This window comes from Sessilibacter corallicola (assembly GCF_021290925.1).
GTDB classification, from domain to species: domain Bacteria; phylum Pseudomonadota; class Gammaproteobacteria; order Pseudomonadales; family Cellvibrionaceae; genus Sessilibacter; species Sessilibacter corallicola.
In genome coordinates this window covers 1,013,041-1,030,427 of the sequence record NZ_JAJSLX010000002.1, presented here as the reverse complement: position 1 = coordinate 1,030,427, position 17,387 = coordinate 1,013,041, and the positions used below count along the sequence as shown (strand labels likewise).

General features: G+C 43.0%; 17 protein-coding genes. 5 read left to right on the top strand and 12 right to left on the bottom strand.

The genetic code is table 11. The features are described 5' to 3' along the window. Positions 1 to 18: 18 nt before the first annotated feature. The 4 genes from pyrF to LU361_RS11655 form a co-directional block, all read right to left on the bottom strand. Positions 19 to 777: an orotidine-5'-phosphate decarboxylase gene (gene pyrF, locus LU361_RS11670; protein ID WP_233089020.1), complete on the bottom strand. Its 759-nt coding sequence runs from the start codon at positions 775 to 777 to the stop codon at positions 19 to 21. Between the two features lie 549 nt (positions 778 to 1,326). Then, complete coding sequence (locus tag LU361_RS20185; RefSeq protein WP_286206473.1) at positions 1,327 to 1,641, bottom strand: ComEA family DNA-binding protein; 315 nt, start codon at positions 1,639 to 1,641, stop codon at positions 1,327 to 1,329. A 172-nt stretch (positions 1,642 to 1,813) separates the two neighbouring features. After that, positions 1,814 to 2,509 carry a sensor histidine kinase gene (locus LU361_RS11660; RefSeq protein WP_233089019.1) on the bottom strand — a complete coding sequence of 232 codons (696 nt, stop codon included), beginning with the start codon at positions 2,507 to 2,509 and terminating at the stop codon, positions 1,814 to 1,816. 18 nt (positions 2,510 to 2,527) lie between these two features. Next, complete coding sequence (locus tag LU361_RS11655; RefSeq protein ID WP_233089018.1) at positions 2,528 to 4,153, bottom strand: response regulator; 1,626 nt, start codon at positions 4,151 to 4,153, stop codon at positions 2,528 to 2,530. Positions 4,154 to 4,393: 240 nt separating this feature from the next. Between LU361_RS11655 and cmoA the strand changes: the two genes are divergently transcribed. Both cmoA and cmoB read left to right on the top strand, forming a co-directional pair. Beyond that, positions 4,394 to 5,161: a carboxy-S-adenosyl-L-methionine synthase CmoA gene (gene cmoA, locus LU361_RS11650; RefSeq protein WP_233089017.1), complete on the top strand. Its 768-nt coding sequence runs from the start codon at positions 4,394 to 4,396 to the stop codon at positions 5,159 to 5,161. Further along, entirely contained in the window at positions 5,158 to 6,132 is a 975-nt protein-coding gene (gene cmoB, locus LU361_RS11645) for a tRNA 5-methoxyuridine(34)/uridine 5-oxyacetic acid(34) synthase CmoB (protein ID WP_233089016.1), read from the top strand. The genes cmoA and cmoB overlap by 4 nt, the downstream gene beginning before the upstream one ends. A gap of 148 nt (positions 6,133 to 6,280) precedes the next feature. Here cmoB and LU361_RS11640 read toward each other — a convergent pair whose 3' ends face one another. Together LU361_RS11640 and LU361_RS11635 are read right to left on the bottom strand one after the other, a co-directional pair. After that, entirely contained in the window at positions 6,281 to 6,742 is a 462-nt protein-coding gene (locus LU361_RS11640) for a hypothetical protein (RefSeq protein WP_233089015.1), read from the bottom strand. 580 nt (positions 6,743 to 7,322) lie between these two features. Further along, positions 7,323 to 7,862 (bottom strand): flavodoxin, encoded by a 540-nt coding sequence (locus tag LU361_RS11635; protein ID WP_233089014.1) that lies wholly within the window; start codon positions 7,860 to 7,862, stop codon positions 7,323 to 7,325. A gap of 378 nt (positions 7,863 to 8,240) precedes the next feature. Between LU361_RS11635 and LU361_RS11630 the strand changes: the two genes are divergently transcribed. Beyond that, on the top strand, positions 8,241 to 8,942 hold the full coding sequence (locus LU361_RS11630; protein ID WP_233089013.1) for a response regulator transcription factor: 702 nt from the start codon (positions 8,241 to 8,243) through the stop codon (positions 8,940 to 8,942). 47 nt (positions 8,943 to 8,989) lie between these two features. Beyond that, complete coding sequence (locus tag LU361_RS11625; RefSeq protein WP_233089012.1) at positions 8,990 to 10,357, top strand: ATP-binding protein; 1,368 nt, start codon at positions 8,990 to 8,992, stop codon at positions 10,355 to 10,357. A 111-nt stretch (positions 10,358 to 10,468) separates the two neighbouring features. Here the strand turns inward: LU361_RS11625 and LU361_RS11620 are convergent, their stop codons facing one another. Continuing rightward, positions 10,469 to 11,101 (bottom strand): hypothetical protein, encoded by a 633-nt coding sequence (locus tag LU361_RS11620; RefSeq protein ID WP_233089011.1) that lies wholly within the window; start codon positions 11,099 to 11,101, stop codon positions 10,469 to 10,471. Positions 11,102 to 11,523: 422 nt separating this feature from the next. Between LU361_RS11620 and LU361_RS11615 the strand changes: the two genes are divergently transcribed. Further along, complete coding sequence (locus tag LU361_RS11615; protein WP_233089010.1) at positions 11,524 to 12,423, top strand: GGDEF domain-containing protein; 900 nt, start codon at positions 11,524 to 11,526, stop codon at positions 12,421 to 12,423. Here the strand turns inward: LU361_RS11615 and rluB are convergent, their stop codons facing one another. The 5 genes from rluB to LU361_RS11590 form a co-directional block, all read right to left on the bottom strand. Further along, positions 12,424 to 13,278, bottom strand: coding sequence for a 23S rRNA pseudouridine(2605) synthase RluB (gene rluB, locus LU361_RS11610; RefSeq protein ID WP_233089009.1), 855 nt, complete (start codon positions 13,276 to 13,278; stop codon positions 12,424 to 12,426). Next, the gene (scpB, locus tag LU361_RS11605; protein ID WP_233089008.1) at positions 13,278 to 14,582 is read right to left on the bottom strand and encodes an SMC-Scp complex subunit ScpB; all 1,305 of its coding nucleotides are present in this window, start codon (positions 14,580 to 14,582) and stop codon (positions 13,278 to 13,280) included. The genes rluB and scpB overlap by 1 nt, the downstream gene beginning before the upstream one ends. A 2-nt stretch (positions 14,583 to 14,584) precedes the next feature. Beyond that, entirely contained in the window at positions 14,585 to 15,421 is an 837-nt protein-coding gene (locus tag LU361_RS11600; RefSeq protein WP_233089536.1) for a segregation and condensation protein A, read from the bottom strand. A 268-nt stretch (positions 15,422 to 15,689) separates the two neighbouring features. Continuing rightward, on the bottom strand, positions 15,690 to 16,322 hold the full coding sequence (locus LU361_RS11595) for an L-threonylcarbamoyladenylate synthase (protein WP_233089007.1): 633 nt from the start codon (positions 16,320 to 16,322) through the stop codon (positions 15,690 to 15,692). Positions 16,323 to 16,402: 80 nt separating this feature from the next. After that, entirely contained in the window at positions 16,403 to 17,248 is an 846-nt protein-coding gene (locus tag LU361_RS11590) for a PHP domain-containing protein (RefSeq protein WP_233089006.1), read from the bottom strand. Positions 17,249 to 17,387: the final 139 nt, after the last annotated feature.

Below are 17,387 nucleotides of genomic sequence, written 5' to 3'. Positions count from 1 at the left end.
GAACTCCTTAAGTTACAACTAACAAATAGATTCAAAAATCTTTTGACACGCTAAGGCAGGATCTTCCGCTTGAGTGATTGGTCTACCAATGACCAAATAAGAGCTGCCCTGCGCCAACGCCTGCTTCGGCGTCACAATACGACGCTGATCATCCGACGAAGAATCAGCCGGTCGAATTCCTGGAGTCACCAAACAAAATTGCTCTCCAAACCGACCTCGCAGCATCGTACTTTCTTCGGCAGAACACACAACACCATCGAGTCCAGATTGATTGACCAAATCTGCCAACGCCAACACTTGCTCGGCAGGTGTTTTATTCACACCAATTTGGTGCAAGTCTTGATCTTCCATACTTGTAAGAACAGTGACTCCGATGAGCAACGGCTTTCTAGGATTGTTACTTTGCTCCAAAGCCTCTTTTGCCGCAGACATCATGCGCACGCCACCACTGGCATGAACATTCACCATCCAAACACCGAGATCAGCAGCGGTTTTCACCGCTTTAGCACAGGTATTTGGAATGTCATGAAATTTTAAATCGAGAAAGACATCAAATTGGAGGTCACACAAAGCACGCACCACATCGGGGCCTGCCGCGGTAAAAAGCTCTTTTCCGACTTTTACTCGGCAACGAGAAGGATCGAGTTTTTTAGCGAGAGCTAATGCTTTATTTGAATTATCAAAATCAAGAGCAACTATGATTTTGGGATCTGAGATTTTGGGATCTGAGCCGCTGGTCACATTACCGTTTTTAGTGTGAGGAGCTGAGTTATCCATAAAAGTATCATGTCACAGGACTGTAAAAATTGGGTGGGCCAATTTACAGAAAAATATATCAAAGTAAAAGCCTTGGATGGTTTTTAAACGGATTTATGAATAAAGTAAAGAAAAAGAAAGGGATCTACCGAATATACAGGTATTAGAAATAACATTAAAATTCAGCTAATTAGCCTTTAACTTTGTGTGTTATTTAGGAAATTTGAGGATAATTCCATCTCGAATCGTAATAGCGCACGAAATCGATCATAAAAATATGAATTTCTATCATCAAATAAATTTGATAAAAATTAGAAATCCCAAAAAAATAGTTAATTCCATATTTCGAAGCATATATTTTCTAACACAGGAACAGTTAATAAGCCCCAAGAAACAGATATTCAAATAAGGTATAACGAACAGACCCAATTAAAACAAAGATCCGAACGCAAAACTCCAGAAATAAAGGTCCACAATCAGTGATCTAAAAACCTCGTAATACACAAGCCTGCCAGTACTACACAATATTAATTATCTCCAGCAGACCGTGTTATTAATTAATCTCTAACTTTAGTCAATAGATAATTTGCCCGAATTCTTTTCAACCGTTTTTTCGCCAATACCTTTCACTTCTACCAATTCATCCACGTGTTGAAACGGACCATTTTCATCTCGCCAAGCAACAATCGCTGTGGCTTTAACCGGACCAACACCGATAAGCGCTTCTGACAACTCTTCAGCTGTTGCCGTATTGATGTTAACCGTTGTTTGTTGCTGCACTGATTGTTCGGACGACAATCCGTCGGGACTTGTTTGCGCACTGACAGAGAAACCAGAAAAAAGAGCCACGATTAAAATTGCAATAGCTGAATAATTTACTCGCATAATTTATTACCTCAAAAAGATTAAATATAGAGGGGAAAATCATGATTCGAATTTTATTTTTTCAACAGAGGTTTTTTCTGAAATTATCAGGCGAGAATACTTACAAACAGATGATGGGCGCCAAATACAAAAGAGGCAATAAAACACACAACAAAGAATTAACCACGCTGGTTTACGGAATGCTTAGCACGAAACTACCACCACCTAATAAACTGTTATTATTTATGAAAACCTGACCGCAAACCTCACTAGATTTATGCAAACGCGCTATTCGCATTGCCAAATACAATCCTAAATGAGTACGTTCAGAAAATTCAACATTAACCCCCGTTTTATCATCAACCAAACCCAGCATATCAACGGGAAAACCATCACCATCGTCGTGTATCGCTATCTCGGTAAACTCATCTACTGCTCGAACAACAATTAAAATGCGTTCTCGAGAATATCGCGAACTATTAACAAGTGCGTCATTAATCACACCACCTAACAATTCAAAATCAAAGAAAGCCGTTAGAGAGTCGTCGCAATCTATGTCTATTGAAATATTTCTACTGGTCAGCAAGGGTTGATTTTTAGCAATTTGATCTTCGATAAGGTCAATCACATGATGCTCGTCAACATTGATTGGCATTCGATCATTTTGAAAACGATAAACAGACAGCAACCGCACTAATTCGGAGTTTATTCTTGCCGCTTCGTACTGCAAAATTGAAAAATCATTTTTGCATTCAGGATTAATACTATTGACCTTGGCCATCACATCCTCAAGCGATGCCAACAACATTCCCAAAGAATTTTTCATATCGTGAACACTTGAAGCCAATACCAAAGAAAAATCATTCAGTTCATTTTTTTCAATATTCATCACGCATTTCTCTTAAGTCTACATTTTGCTCTTCATGTCCTTAAATTCTGCCTCCAAGCAAGCAAACCGTTGGTATTGTTGGTCACCCACTTGAATAACGGCACGAACAGCGTTCAGCGATGCTTCGACCTCAAGCATATAGTCAGACCGCATTCCGTGTGATTTCATTTCTTCATACAAAACCTGAACCAGGTTCAGATTGATACCCAAATGTTTGGGGAACAGCTTCCGTGCTCGCAAAAAAAGCGTTGCCGCATCGGAATAATTTTTTTGTTCGTATTGAGCAATTCCCCGTCTATTCATTGCTGCCACAATGGCTTTATTTTTATGACTAACAGGTTCTGCCAAAAGCTGATCAAGAATTTCTAATTTTTTCTCTTCATCCTGATATTTAGAGCACAATGAAATTAAATATTTTTCTGCCGACTCAAGTTTTTCTATGGATTTAAGAGTAAAAACATAATCAACTTCACATTCGAATGGAAGGTCCTCACCAATTTTTGAAACATTCAATTCGACATCGGAAAAAATGTTCAATGCTTTTGCGTGCTCACCTAAGCCACTCAACAATTGCACAGAAACCATCTGATTTTGCAAAGAATCAGATGAATTAGCATTTTTATTCTTTTGACCAAACCAGACTTGGGCATCTTTACAAAAAGCGAGACCCGCTTCGGGATCTTCTGTGGTCAAAACAGCAGCTGTACGCGCGTAATCGACAATCTGTTCCGGCTGATGATAAACAGAGTTTCGACCCAAGCGCATAATTTTTTTGTAAGCACCGGCTGCCACTAAATAATTTTTATTTCCCAAAGCCGTCTCTGCGAGACATTTTTGCCGGGCAAATGACAATGGAGAAACAGCCACCGCTTTTTCCATAATCTCTTGCTTGCAATACAGGTCTTGCTTGGAATCATAAACCTGATGCAATTGGTCGTAAGCTTTCATTACAAATGGATTTTCATTAATAATACTTTTTAAGTTTTCTTCAGCATCGTCATATTCTCTCAGCTCAACCAGCACATTCGCGAGTCCCAAACGAGCCCAATCCAACGGCCGCTGAAGCAAAATAGATTCATAATGAGATTTGGCGGTGGGAAGATCACCCAATTGAATCAATAATTCTCCTAGAACTTTTTCACAAAACGGTGCGTAATATCCGTGGTGTTCAATGTGCTGACGGCAAGCGTCAATTGCGGCACCAGTGTTGTCTTTGCCGAGATATTCGTAGAGCTTGTTTAGCTCTTTCCGCTGCTTAAAAATTCGAGCTAATCGCGAACCCAAATTATGCGTGGTAATCGGTTTAGCGATATAAGCGTCTGGTTCGACATCAGTTGCAGCCAACACTATTTGCTTGTTATTTTCAGCCGAAATCAACATGAATACTTGTTTCGGTTCCAATTCATTGTGAAACCGCAACGCTTCTAATACTTGCAGCCCGGTTTTTCCTGCCCCTAGGTTAAAATCCGTTAGAATGGCATCGTAGTATCGATTCCGACACAGCTTGAGCGCTTCTTCACCGGAATGAGTGGTATCTGCGCGAATATTGCCCTGCTCTTCTAACTTGCGAGCGATAGCGAGACGAAATCCCTCGAAATCATCAACGACAAGCACTCTTTTACCTTTCGCAGAAAATGCTTTCATAAATAACTATCATTCCCACTGTAATAAGCAGTGTAGACCAACCGCCATTATCGGAAGCGACATTTCAGGCAAACGAGATTTTTTTGCTTTTTGTGAGACGTACGCACCCCTCAGAATCGTATACAGACTCAGTACTCTGCTACAACATTGTTCAATTGCGCCAAAATACGCTCTGGTCGAAGCACTCAGAAATACATAGAATGACGTGCTTTAATAACGGCAAAGAATTTAGTAAAGGTTATGGCAAATCCGAACGAGCCAAGAGATTCTCAAACTTCGCGAGAAGACAACTTATTTGCAACGCCACTGGAAGATATCCAGCGATTTTCATTCAATAAAGCGGTGGTGGATGTCTTTCCAGACATGATCAAACGTTCCGTTCCGGGATACACCACCATTATTGGTATGATCGGGGACTTTGCTCGGCGGTACGCCAGAGAAGAGACTAAATGCTACGATTTAGGTTGTTCATTAGGCGCGGCAACACTATCAATAAGACATAATATAAGCGTTGATAACTGTGAAATCGTCGCAATAGACAACTCCCAAGCGATGATCGATCAAGCAAAAAAATTAATTGATCGCGATAACAGCCCAACACCAATTACTTTGCTCTGCGACGACATTAATTCTATAGAAATCAATAACGCATCCATTGTGGTTCTTAACTTCACACTTCAATTTATTCCAATAGCGGTACGTGAAGCCCTCATGGAAAAAATATACAACGGCTTGATTCCCGGTGGCGTGTTGATATTGTCTGAAAAAGTTGCGTTTGAAGACCCAAGCCACAATCAATTAATGATTAACCTGTATCACGATTTTAAACGCGCAAACGGTTACAGTGATTTAGAAATTTCGCAAAAACGTGAGTCTCTAGAAAATGTGCTGATTCCAGAAACATTAACAACTCACAAAAACCGACTTAAAAAAGTTGGATTTAGCGACGCCGATGTTTGGTTTCAATGTTTTAATTTTGCATCAATGATTGCGCAGAAATCCCTATGATCGAACACTTCCAAGATTTAATTGACCAGCTGTCAGGAACCAAACTAGAACGCTGGGCAACATTAATGCCTGAGCAAATTGAAACCGGACTCAGTGAAAAACGTTTCGGCGATTTATCAGGCTGGAAAGAATTTCTATATAGCTTACCGAAAATAAACACCGAAACAATCGACATAGAATCGGAAGTTCGTTTTGGCAGCAGTGATGAACACGATGAAGCAACGCGCTCACAAATAGAAAGCTGTTTAAAAGGACTCATTCCTTGGCGTAAAGGCCCGTTTAACATACACGGAACGCATATTAATACCGAGTGGCGCTCCGATTGGAAATGGGACAGGCTTACGCCGTACTTAAAACCCTTAGAAAACAAATTGGTTTTAGACGTTGGTTGCGGAAACGGTTACCACTGCTGGAGAATGCTCGGAATGGGCGCCTCTAGAGTCATTGGTATCGATCCTTCTCCTCGGTTTGTTATTCAATTCGAAATGATCAAACACTTTTTCAAGGGCGCGCCAATACACGTTTTACCCGTCGCCATGGAAGCGGTTCCAGAAAAACTGCAAGCGTTTGATACCACTTTCAGCATGGGTGTTCTCTATCACCGTCGCTCCCCCATAGACCACCTGAAAGAGCTAAAAGATACTCTAAAACCCGGCGGTCAATTGATTTTGGAAACGCTCATCGTTGAAGGTGAACTCGGTTATTCGTTAGTGCCAGAAGGTCGATACGCAATGATGAATAACGTGTGGTTCCTACCATCGCCATCAACGCTGATAGGCTGGTTGAAAAAGATTGGATTTACTTCGGTTGAATTAGTCGACATCAATGAAACCACCACCGAAGAACAACGAAAAACACCTTGGATGAAATTCCATTCATTAGAACAATTTCTCGATCCAGAAGATCAAACAAAAACAATAGAAGGTTATCCTCGCCCCAAAAGAGCGATATTTTCGGCAATTAACCCTTAATTAAATACTTTTTAATGGCATCATTTTGTGGGCGCGTTTTGACTGACGCAAAAGCGCTCACCCACACAATTATTCTTCAACGTAAGCTATATCGATCTAGAGCAGCCTGGGTTAGCCCTCTAAATTAAACCGGTATTTAATTGGAATTTTATTGTTGGAAAATGTCGGTCGCCAATAAACTCTCGTTGTTCACTTGAGGCACTACCTGAATTTGCTTTTGACGTTCTATTCTCAGCGCTAGATTTTCGCAGGGTTTAATAACAACCTCATCCAAACGCAAAACATAGGCGCCTAAATCCGACAATATCGAATAATCTTTTAAATGCGCTTTTGCAGAATCCCATGAAGGGTAAACACCATAATACACCGCTTCTAAACCGTTAGATTTTGTGCGGCAATACAGGGGCATGTTGGGTACAGTGTGAATGAACTGACTGGCCTTCGCTGAAGTATCGAAGGCGGCAACTTGAATCGTATAAACCTGCTGGTAATAAGACCCTTTAGAGCTTAATGGGAAAAGCGAGCAGGCAAAAACAATCAACAGCCTAGCAACTAGGCAATGCAGATTATATTCAGACTCATTTCCTCTTGGTAACCGCTCGAAATCCATAGTTCTTCCCAGCCGGACTAGAAACTTATCCCGTTCGCTTCTAATTCTTTAGTTCAACCCGGAATTTATACCAAGCAAACTCTCAACGCAAAAGCTATACGCTTTATTTAATAAAAAATGATGGAATCTATCGCTTGCTGTGCTAAGTCGGATACTAGAAAGACGAATAAGTTACTAGGGCCTGTTCACACTAATTTAACCGCACCTGTCGCGCCTAAAACGCGTCAGTCTAGGCGTGAGGAGTGCAGTTTAGCGCGCTAAATAAGCGACGAACAACAACGAATGGCGTGTTTTAGGGGCGACCCTAGGGGCTCGGCGTATTTTTCCCGTATTTCGTGTTGCAGCTCGTTCATTTGGAACAACCAAATCACACTCACTGCGCCTAAAATACGAAAAAAATACGCTCCAGCAGGTGTGATTAAATTAGTGTAAACAGGCCCTAAGTATCGGAAAATTGGAGCGGTTAACACAAAGTGAAAATGCTCTGACAAGAAAACCTAAAAATCGAACTCTTCTAATACAACAATACCCGATGCAAATCTAAACTTGAATCGGGTATTGATCAATATGGAGTGTGACTTCAAGAAAGTAGGGAAAGGGATGAGTCCAATTCAAATTCCTTATGAATTTGTTCGCACCAACGATTAAGCCTTTCAGTCGTCATATGCTCTTGCTGATCTTCATCAATGGCGAGACCAACAAACGTATCCGAATCCGAAATTTGAGCTTTTGACGCTTCAAACTCATAGCCCTCTGTCGACCAATGACCGACGATTGCAGCGCCGTTTGCGACAACAACATCGTGCAACATACCCACTGCGTCTATAAAGTAATCACCATAACCAAACTGGTCACCAAGTCCAAACAATGCAACCGTTTTACCCGAGAAATCTATCTCAGATACATCGGGCCAAAACTCTTCCCAATCCGATTGAATTTGGCCGAAATCCCATGTGGAGATTCCCAATATAATTTTTTCGTAGGAGGCAAACTCTATTTGAGTAGCATCTGCTATGTCGTAGACATCGACAACATCCGCTCCCAAGCACTCTTGAATTTTATAGGCGACACTCTCTGTATTGCCTTCATCACTGCCAAAAAACAGGCCAATTTGAGCCATTTCAACCTCGCACAGTCAAACTTTAATAACCTAAGACTTTCTCGTAGGAGCACAATAAAGGCCGGATTATAAGGAAAACCAACCTATTCAACTAGGAAGTTCACAAAAGATTAAATGAACCCTTCTTTACTTGAATTTTTAATCAATCTAGTATTTTAGAACTATCTAATCGGTTAAAACAATTTAAAATAATCTAAAGTCATAAAAAAACGAATTTTTTATGAACTTAACGAATAAAAAGGAGGTTTTTTTAAACTAAATTGTGAGCCAGTGTTAAATTATGTTCATTTATTGGTGCCTAGATCTGTAATTAATTACCGTTCTCGGGCAGAATAAGTGACAAAAGGAATTAATAATTTTGACGAAGTGATACGCAACATGAACTCTATTTTACTTGTCGATGACGACATGGATCTCTGTAACCTCCTTGAAGAATATCTGAGCGAAGAAGGATTCAAGGTAACAACCGCAAACGATGGTGCTGCCGGATTAGCACAAGCTCGAGAAAATCAGTTCGACGCAATTGTTCTCGATGTTATGTTACCCATTCACAGTGGTTTCGAAGTTCTCAATAAAGTAAGAGACTTTTCCAACGTACCCATCCTGATGCTTACCGCAAAAGGCGACTCTATCGATCGCATTGTTGGTTTGGACATGGGAGCAGATGATTATTTGCCTAAACCGTGCAATCCACGAGAGCTCGTGGCGCGCATCAATGCGGTATTACGCCGACTTGATAAAAAACGTGAAGGCCCACAAAACCCTGACTTTTTGCAAGTTAACGGAATTACCTTAAATCGCGGTAACCGCAGCTGCTCTTTCCAAGGAAAAGCACTGAACATTACCGGTGCAGAATTCTCAATTTTAGACCAATTGATGTCTAAAGCTGGAAATATTCTCAGTAAGGAAGTTTTAACCGAACGCGCTCTGAGCCGAAAACTAACCCCATACGACCGAAGTATTGATGTGCATGTGAGCAATATTCGTAAAAAGCTCTCATCAATTGGTGTAGATAAAGACCAAATCATCAATGTCCGCGGTGCGGGTTATATGTTTACGGTTACAGAGCCAGCAGAATGACAAAACTCTACTTTAAAATATTTCTCTATTTTTGGGCGCTATGTGGCTTGATACTCTTTTCAGGCCTCGTCTACGACAGCACCCATAATCGCACCCCGTTATCGATAATTTCAGCGCAGAAAAAAACCGTTTCCCCTGCGATGAAATTGTCGGATGATTTACTCTCGACCATTGTCGGTCATGACCTGCAATCCCTTTGTATTGCGATGAGTCAAAGCCCTGACCGCATCACCGAGCACATTTACCTTCTAGACGAAAATAACAAAGACCTATTGCAGCGCCCAATACCTGCGTCTATTTCGCCGATGGTAGAAATGCTGGGTTCCAACATGCGAACTGCCCAAATCGGTTTGAATGTCGGCCGCTTAGTTACCCTAACAGACGGCACAGAATTAAAAGCGATTACTCATATTAAAGATAAATCAAACATCTTTTTTAAAGTGTATTTCTTAAATGCTGCACCTTGGTTTATTTCAGGTTTGCTGCTAAGTGCTATTGCCTGCTATCTGTTTGCGAGAAAATTATCCAGCGATGTAAGCACACTGAAAAAAGCCACACGAAGCATCGCCAGCGGCAATCTTTCAACTCGCATTTATCCGAAATTTAGCCGCAGAAACAACGAATTTTCTGACCTGGCACGTGATTTTGATCACATGACGGAACGCCTTGAAATTGCCATGCTGCAACAAAAGCGGTTAATTAAAGACGTTTCTCACGAATTACGGTCACCACTAGCGCGCTTACAAGTCGCTCTTGAATTGGCCTATCAACGCAGCAATGGCGTTGTCGATAAAGAACTCAATAACATCCGCTTGGCCACCGAATCTTTAGAAGAAATCATCACGCAGATTCTTGCGATGCCGGTTACCGAACGCGATACGTTCGAAATGACCGATACCATCGACGTTTCTCTGTTGTTAGCTGATTTGGTTGATAACTGCAAAAACGACGCGGCGGAAAAATCCGTTAAAGTTGAGGAAGATTTCTGCTGTGGAGAGATTCTCATTCAAACGCGCAGCAATATTCTAACAAGCGTATTTGAAAATATTCTTCGCAACGCGATTCGCTACACATTCAAAGGGTCTAACGTCAACGTTAAATTACAATGCGTTCACGGCGGTAAATGCGCCATGGTGACCATTGCCGACCAAGGTCCTGGTGTACCTGAGGAAGACCTGGAGAAAATATTCCAGCCATTCTATCGCTCAGATAGCGCGCGTTCACGAGACAAAGGTGGTTACGGTTTAGGATTGGCGATTGCCGAACGCACGGTTCGATTGCACAGAGGAAAAATAATCGCTAAGAATTTACCCGACGGCGGCCTGAGCATCAGCGTTATATTACCCATGACTCAATTGGAAACGTTAGAAGACGAGCCTCTGGAAGAGTCGAATTTCGCCATCGGTCACGCTTAATATTGATCACTGATCAATATACGTTAAACCTCTTTACCGCTCTGTTTTCCCACTCTGTTGTTTTATGTCGTATAAATTCAGCAGAGTGGCCATCCAACACAATTTAATCCGCTAGGAATCATCAAGGTACCTGTGATCGTCGTAGGTTTTTACCAAATGCGGCCACAGTACTGTCGTCGTTGATACAATTGCACCGTTGATAAAACCTTCTGGGAACAGCGACATTCCGTACAGCCACAGATGGTCTTTTATAACCACCGTTAAGCTCCAGGCATTAAAAATGCCAAACAAAGCCAATCCAGATGCGACCGTTACTAAAACACTTAAAATCGCGCCAAAAAATCCACCGCCTAAAATAAACACAAATAAATTATTAATTGGCACTAGAGCAACAATTTTTAGAGCAATGTAGGTGCCTACAGCGGGCATGACCACGGTCAGTAAAAAATTTAAACCCAGTACATCCCACATAAAAGGCGATACTAATTGGTGAGCAAATAATCCAAAAACACCCGCCAATATCGCCAAACGAAAACCGAACAAAAAGACCGCTGCGGTCATCATCGACAAATGAACCGAAAATACATCAGCCACTTTCACTTCTAACAACCATACCGAAGCCAATGAGAACGCGTAAAAAAGCCACAGCAATACGCGCTGAGAAACGGAAAAAAACGCTCTCCAAGGTGCAAACAGCACAATTAACAGCATGATCAAACATGCGCTTATAGTGCTAAACCACATTAAAGCCGTGCCCGGATAAATAAGTACAAACATAATTTTATGTGTCGGCTAGGTTATTTGATCCAAACAGACGAAAGCCAATTCAGAGTGTACAAGAGGCTGTTAACTCGCCCCAAAATAAAAGTATTATCTAATAAATATGAAACATGACCCAGTCCGATGGCGGCATATTAATGCCGGTTTTCATTCAAACTTTTGTCGCCTACCCAAGTCAGTAGGTGAAAAACTTCCTTCACACTCGTCAATAGTTTGACTGCCGAATCTAGAAATTAATTTAAGAAATTATAAATCTTTGATTTTCATACTGTTTTTATTTTCTTCGAAAATGGCACACATTTAGCGATAAGACTTCCCAAACTGTTATCCCTAAGTCGATCAATAACTCATTATTGACTCAGGAATTGTTAAGGAAGGAATCAATCATGTTGTCATCTACATCTACTGTATCAGTGCTTGGAAAACGCAACACATCAAACGCTATTACCAATAAGCAACTGACAGTCGCTACAGAAGATGTTTTACTCTTGGTGCAAAAGCTGCAATCAAGTCTTGAGCTAGAAGTTATATTTACCCATCTTCTGGATCATATTCGCTCTCTGGTTCCCGGTTGCCGCCTCCTCTATTCCTTACCTGAGTCTAATATTAATCTTCCCATCGGTGGGCCAGTGTTAAAGCACCAGTGCTTTTACCAGCTGAAAGCCGAGCAAGAGCAGCTGGGTGAAATACGCATCAGTAATTCCTCCAAGCTCACCGATTATGAATTATCGATGGTTGAGCTGTGTCTTTCACACTTGTTGTACCCGCTGAGAAACGCTTTGCTCTATCGAGAAGCCATTCGCAACGCGCGTCAAGACGCGCTGACAGGCGTTGGTAACCGCTTTGCGTTTAGTCGAAACTTCGAGCGTGAGCAACGGCTGGCTCAACGTTACCACCAAGACCTGAGCTTACTGGTGATCGATATCGATTACTTTAAACGCATTAACGATAAGTACGGCCACCTCGCAGGCGACGAAGTATTAAAATCAGTCGCGGAATGTTTAAAGTCTGTTATGCGCCAAACCGATATGATTTTTCGCTACGGTGGTGAGGAATTTACGGCGATCCTAACCAAAACGGATCGCGAAGGCGCGCTTGTGATTGCAGAGCGAATTCGAAAAGAAGTTGAGAAACTGACAGTCACTATTAGTGGTAATGACATTAAAGCAACCGTCAGTGTTGGCATCGGCAGCTTGAAAGAAGCGAAAGACAGCCAAGCCTTATTCAATCAAGCCGATGACAACCTATATTTGGCAAAACGCGGGGGACGAAACCAAGTCCGTTAATTAATAACGCTGACCTTTTGATCGCAATTTCTTTTGGTGACGATCGTAGGCTTGTTTTTCTTTGACGTGCATTGGTCGCTTTTTCGGGGGTTTAATGCCCGCAGTCAAACACAAATCACCGACTTCTTTCGGTAATAGTTCGATCCATTGACCAACACGAACGTGAGATGGAATAAAAATGTTGCCGTAGCGGACGCGCTTTAGGCGACTGACCTTAACGCCTTGGGATTCCCACAACCGACGCACTTCTCGGTTGCGACCTTCCATAACCACACAATAGAACCAACGGTTTCTGCCTTCACCGGCACCGTCAACAATGTCGGTAAATTTGGCGGTACCGTCGTCGAGTAAGACTCCCGTACGCAACCGCTCTTTCATGTCGTCATCGACATTACCTTGAATGCGAACCAAGTATTCACGATCGATAACTGATGAAGGATGCATCAGTTTATTTGCCAGTTCACCGTTATTGGTAAACAGTAACAAACCGCTGGTATTAAAATCCAAACGACCGACAGAAATCCAACGACCGCCTTGTAATTTAGGCAAACGATCATACACGGTTCGTCGGCCCTCAGGATCAGACCGAGAACAGATTTCACCTTCGGGTTTGTTGTACAAAAGTACACGCAATGTTTCTTTTTCAGAAGTGACGGCGACACGCTTACCCTTGAACTGTAATTTATCGTCCTCGGATACACGGTCTCCCAATGTTGCTGGCTGACCGTTAACGGTCACCAAGCCATCGGTAATGGCTCTCTCCATTTCTCTTCGGGAGCCAAAGCCTGCGCGGGCTAATACTTTCTGAATTTTTTCGCCTTCTACCATAGAATGGGCACTACTGTTATCTATCATTAACTTATATCAAATAAGGACTTAGCCTTGTGCTCTACTGGCTTTTCGTCTTCTTCTGATTCCTCATCATCCACCAGTTGATCCTGGTTTTCCGTCTCTACGCTGGACGGTTCAGCTTCAATCTCAGGCTCATCAATAGCCGGTTCACTGACGAGTTCAGTCTCATTCTCCTCGTCAATTGGGTCCTGTGGCGCCAGCGATAAATCCTGTTCATCGTCAGCATCAATATCTACTTGCTCTGATTGGGTTTCGGATTCTTCCGACACCACATCAGGTTCTTCGTTATCTTCGGTCGATTCAGCATCGATTGCATCCGAATCCACCGGGGCATCAAGCACATCGCTCTCAAACTCTCGTGATTCGACCGAGTCAATCTGAGAATCAACAGGGCTGCTGGTTTCTTCGCCAACAACGACCTTTTCACGGTCAGCTTCATCTGTATCGGATTCAGTAACTAGTTCTTCAACAAGCGCTTCATCAACAAATACCGGTTCATCCACGTCTGTTGTTGAATCAGAGTCTTGTGTTTGCTCTGTATCGGCCGATTCAATATTTTCAGACTCGTCAAGATCAACGCCTTCCGACTCTGGGTTTTGTTCGGAAACATCAGCTTCTACGTCAGCAACATCTCTATCAGCAACATCGCTGTCAGCCGCAGTTGCGTCTGCTTCACTGCTGTCGCTGCCTTCAACCTTATTGTCAGTATTATCGCCGGTATTTTCAGGCTTAACTTCTAAATTAAGCTCAGAATTCAATTGTTCGATGTCGGCCAGCTCACCTAACGACGGCAATTCTTCGAGACTCTTTAAATTGAAGTAGTCCAAAAAGGTTTTTGTCGTTGCGTACAAAGACGGTCGACCCGGAACATCGCGATGACCGACCACTTTAACCCAATCGCGCTCCGACAACGTCTTAATAATATGCGAACTGACCGCTACGCCGCGAATCTCTTCAATATCACCGCGGGTAATAGGCTGGCGATAGGCAATCAACGCGAGGGTTTCGAGCATTGCTCTGGAATACTTTTGTGGTTTTTCTTCCCACAGGCGATTAACCCATTGTGCGGTCTCTTCTCGGACTTGAAAGCGCCAGCCGCTGCTGACTTGCTTGAGTTCAAAACCGCGACCTTCACAATCTTTAACAATAGCTTCTAAAGCAGCGTCAATGTCTTCAGCGGTCACTTTACCCTGAAGAATTTCCTCAGAATCATTAGCGAAAAGCTCCAATAAACGCTTTACGTCTAAAGTTTGGCCCGCGGCAAGCAAGGCACCTTCAATGATTTGTTTTAACCGATTAGCGTCCAAAATTATTGCGCTCGCGACTTAACGTGGATAGGTCCAAAAGGCTCATTTTGAATAATCTCAACCAAAGATTCTTTAATGAGTTCCATAACAGCCAAAAAAGTAACGACAACGCCTAAGCGACCTTCTTTAATGCTGAACAAACTCACAAACGGCATAAATTGCTGATGCGACAACTTATCGAGCACCTGCGCCATCCGCTCACGAGTGGATAGCTTTTCACGCTCCACTTGGTGGCTGGTAAACATATCTGCGCGCCTCAACACCTCAGACAGTGCCAACAACAGCTCTTTCATATCGACATCAGGATCTTCGCGCGTAATGGTTTTGCTCGGCGCCTGAGCTTGCGCCGTGTGCACATCTCGGCCAATTCTCGGCAGAGAATCAATATCCTCAGCGGCTTTTTTGAATCGCTCATACTCTTGCAAGCGACGAATGAGCATTGCTCTTGGATCTTCTTCCTCTTCGTCGTCTTTGGGAGGGCGCGGCAACAGCATTCTTGATTTAATTTCCGCAAGCATCGCCGCCATCACCAAATACTCCGCCGCTAACTCAAACTGCAGAGCATTCATCATTTCTACGTAATCGATGTATTGGCGAGTGATGTCAGCGACATTGATATCGAGAATATCAATGTTTTGCTTTCGAATCAGATAAAGCAATAAATCCAACGGACCTTCGAAAGCTTCCAAAATCACTTCCAAGGCGTCAGGTGGAATATAAAGGTCTTTTGGAATTTCCGTTATTTCTTTACCCGCAACAATAGCGAAGGGCATCTCCCCTTGACTCGGAGCCTCAGATTCACCGCTGCTATCTGCCGCAGATGCCTGTTCTTGTACCACAGGCGAATCAGATTCGGTTTGAGATTCTGAGGGCTTTTCACCTTGGGGATCAGGCAAGGTGTCTTGAGAAGAATCGGTGTGACCAAATAATTCGTTTTCTTCAGCCACTGTGCGCCTTTAGTTTTGTTGGATTATTGGGCATTTTTTCATCTGTTGGAAAATCGGCCGGGCATTATACCGAGTAAAACCATCTCATCAAATAGCGATTCTACAAGCAGCAGCGCAGGCGAATTTATCTTCAATAAACCACAGAAAAGCTGAGCAGCTATCAATCAAATTCGATATCAAACCCAGAAAGGTCGCCAAGCCCTTTTCGAATGACTTTAGGATGATCGTGCGTGAAATCGATTACTGTGGTGGGTTCCATTGCGCAGTAACCGCCGTCAATAATCAATTCTAGCTGATGTTCTAATATGTCACGAATTTCATAAGGGTCAGTCAACGGTAATTCTTCGTTTGGCATGATAAGCGTACTGCTCATCAATGGCTCACCCAGCTCTTGCATTAGGGCAAGCGCAATCGGATTGTCGGGAACACGCATACCAATAGTTTTACGTTTTGGATGCATCAAACGTCGAGGCACTTCCGACGTTGCCGGCAAAATAAACGTAAATGGACCCGGCGTGTGCGACTTAATCATTCGAAACACTTGGTTGTCTACTCGGGCGTAGGTTGCAAGCTCAGAAAGATCGCGACACATCAACGTGAAGTTATGATCTTTATCTAACTGGCGAATACTGCGAATACGATCCAACGCCATTTTGTCCCCAATATGGCAACCCAACGCATACGCAGAATCTGTAGGGTAAACAATCAGACCACCACGTCGAACAATTTCTACCGCCTGGCGTACTAATCGCTGTTGAGGGTTTTCGGGGTGGATTTGAAAAAACTGAGCCACCAAGGCCTCCTAATTCAATTAACCTCTTGGACGAGGACTATTCTGATTCTAATTTTTTATTCAATCAGCCAATCAGGCTTTTACTGTTGGCTGCTCCAGCTGGACCACACAGGCGTACACGATAGATTGGGTGTGCCAATGCACCCCAACTCCTGCCAAGACATCCCCTCTTTGTGAAAATCACTGCCCACTGAACCCAAAAATTCAAAGCGATTGGCCAAATCACACAACGCTTTTGTTTCAGCCGGAGTTTGATGCCCGCCGCTGATCACTTCAATTCCGTGACCACCGCACGATCGAAAATGCGCACACATTTCTCTCAATTTGGTTCGTGTGAGTTTGTATTTCAGAGGATGCGCGATAATGGCGACACCAGAGGCTTGACGAATCCAACCAACAACCTCTTCAAATTCAGGCCATTGTTGCTTTATGTCGCCGGGCTTGCCGGCACCAAGATACCGCTTAAACGCTTGGTTGAGGTTTTTCACGTAGCCTGCCTCAACGAGATATTTGGCAAAGTGTGGCCGCCCAATTTGACCGCCTGCAGCATTGGCTTCGGCCTCAGCGAAGGCATTTTCCACACCGAGCTTTTCGAGTCGTTCCGCTATTTTTTTTGCTCGACTGAGGCGGCGTTCATTCATCAAACATTTGGCCGCTTTCATGACAGGGTGTTGAACATCAACGTTGAGTCCAACAATGTGGATATTTTTGCCCTTCCACTGGCAAGAAAACTCGACCCCAGAGATTAATGTCACATCAAGCTCTTCGGCCGTTGGTCGCGCTATTTCATAGGCATCGAAGGTATCGTGATCGGTAATGGCTAAGCACTGAACGCCCTGAGCATGGGCTCTTTTAACGACATCAGCAGGCGATAAGGCGCCGTCGGAACATGTGCTATGGCAATGCAAATCATAACAAATACTCAAAATACGCCCATTTACCCGTGTTGAATTCGCTAAACCCGGTATTACACCACAAAGTCAAAAGCTTTTTCCAAAAGTTTCTATCAATTAAACAGACAAAACAATGAGTTATACCCGTCAACACCGGAAACTCGTTAAAATC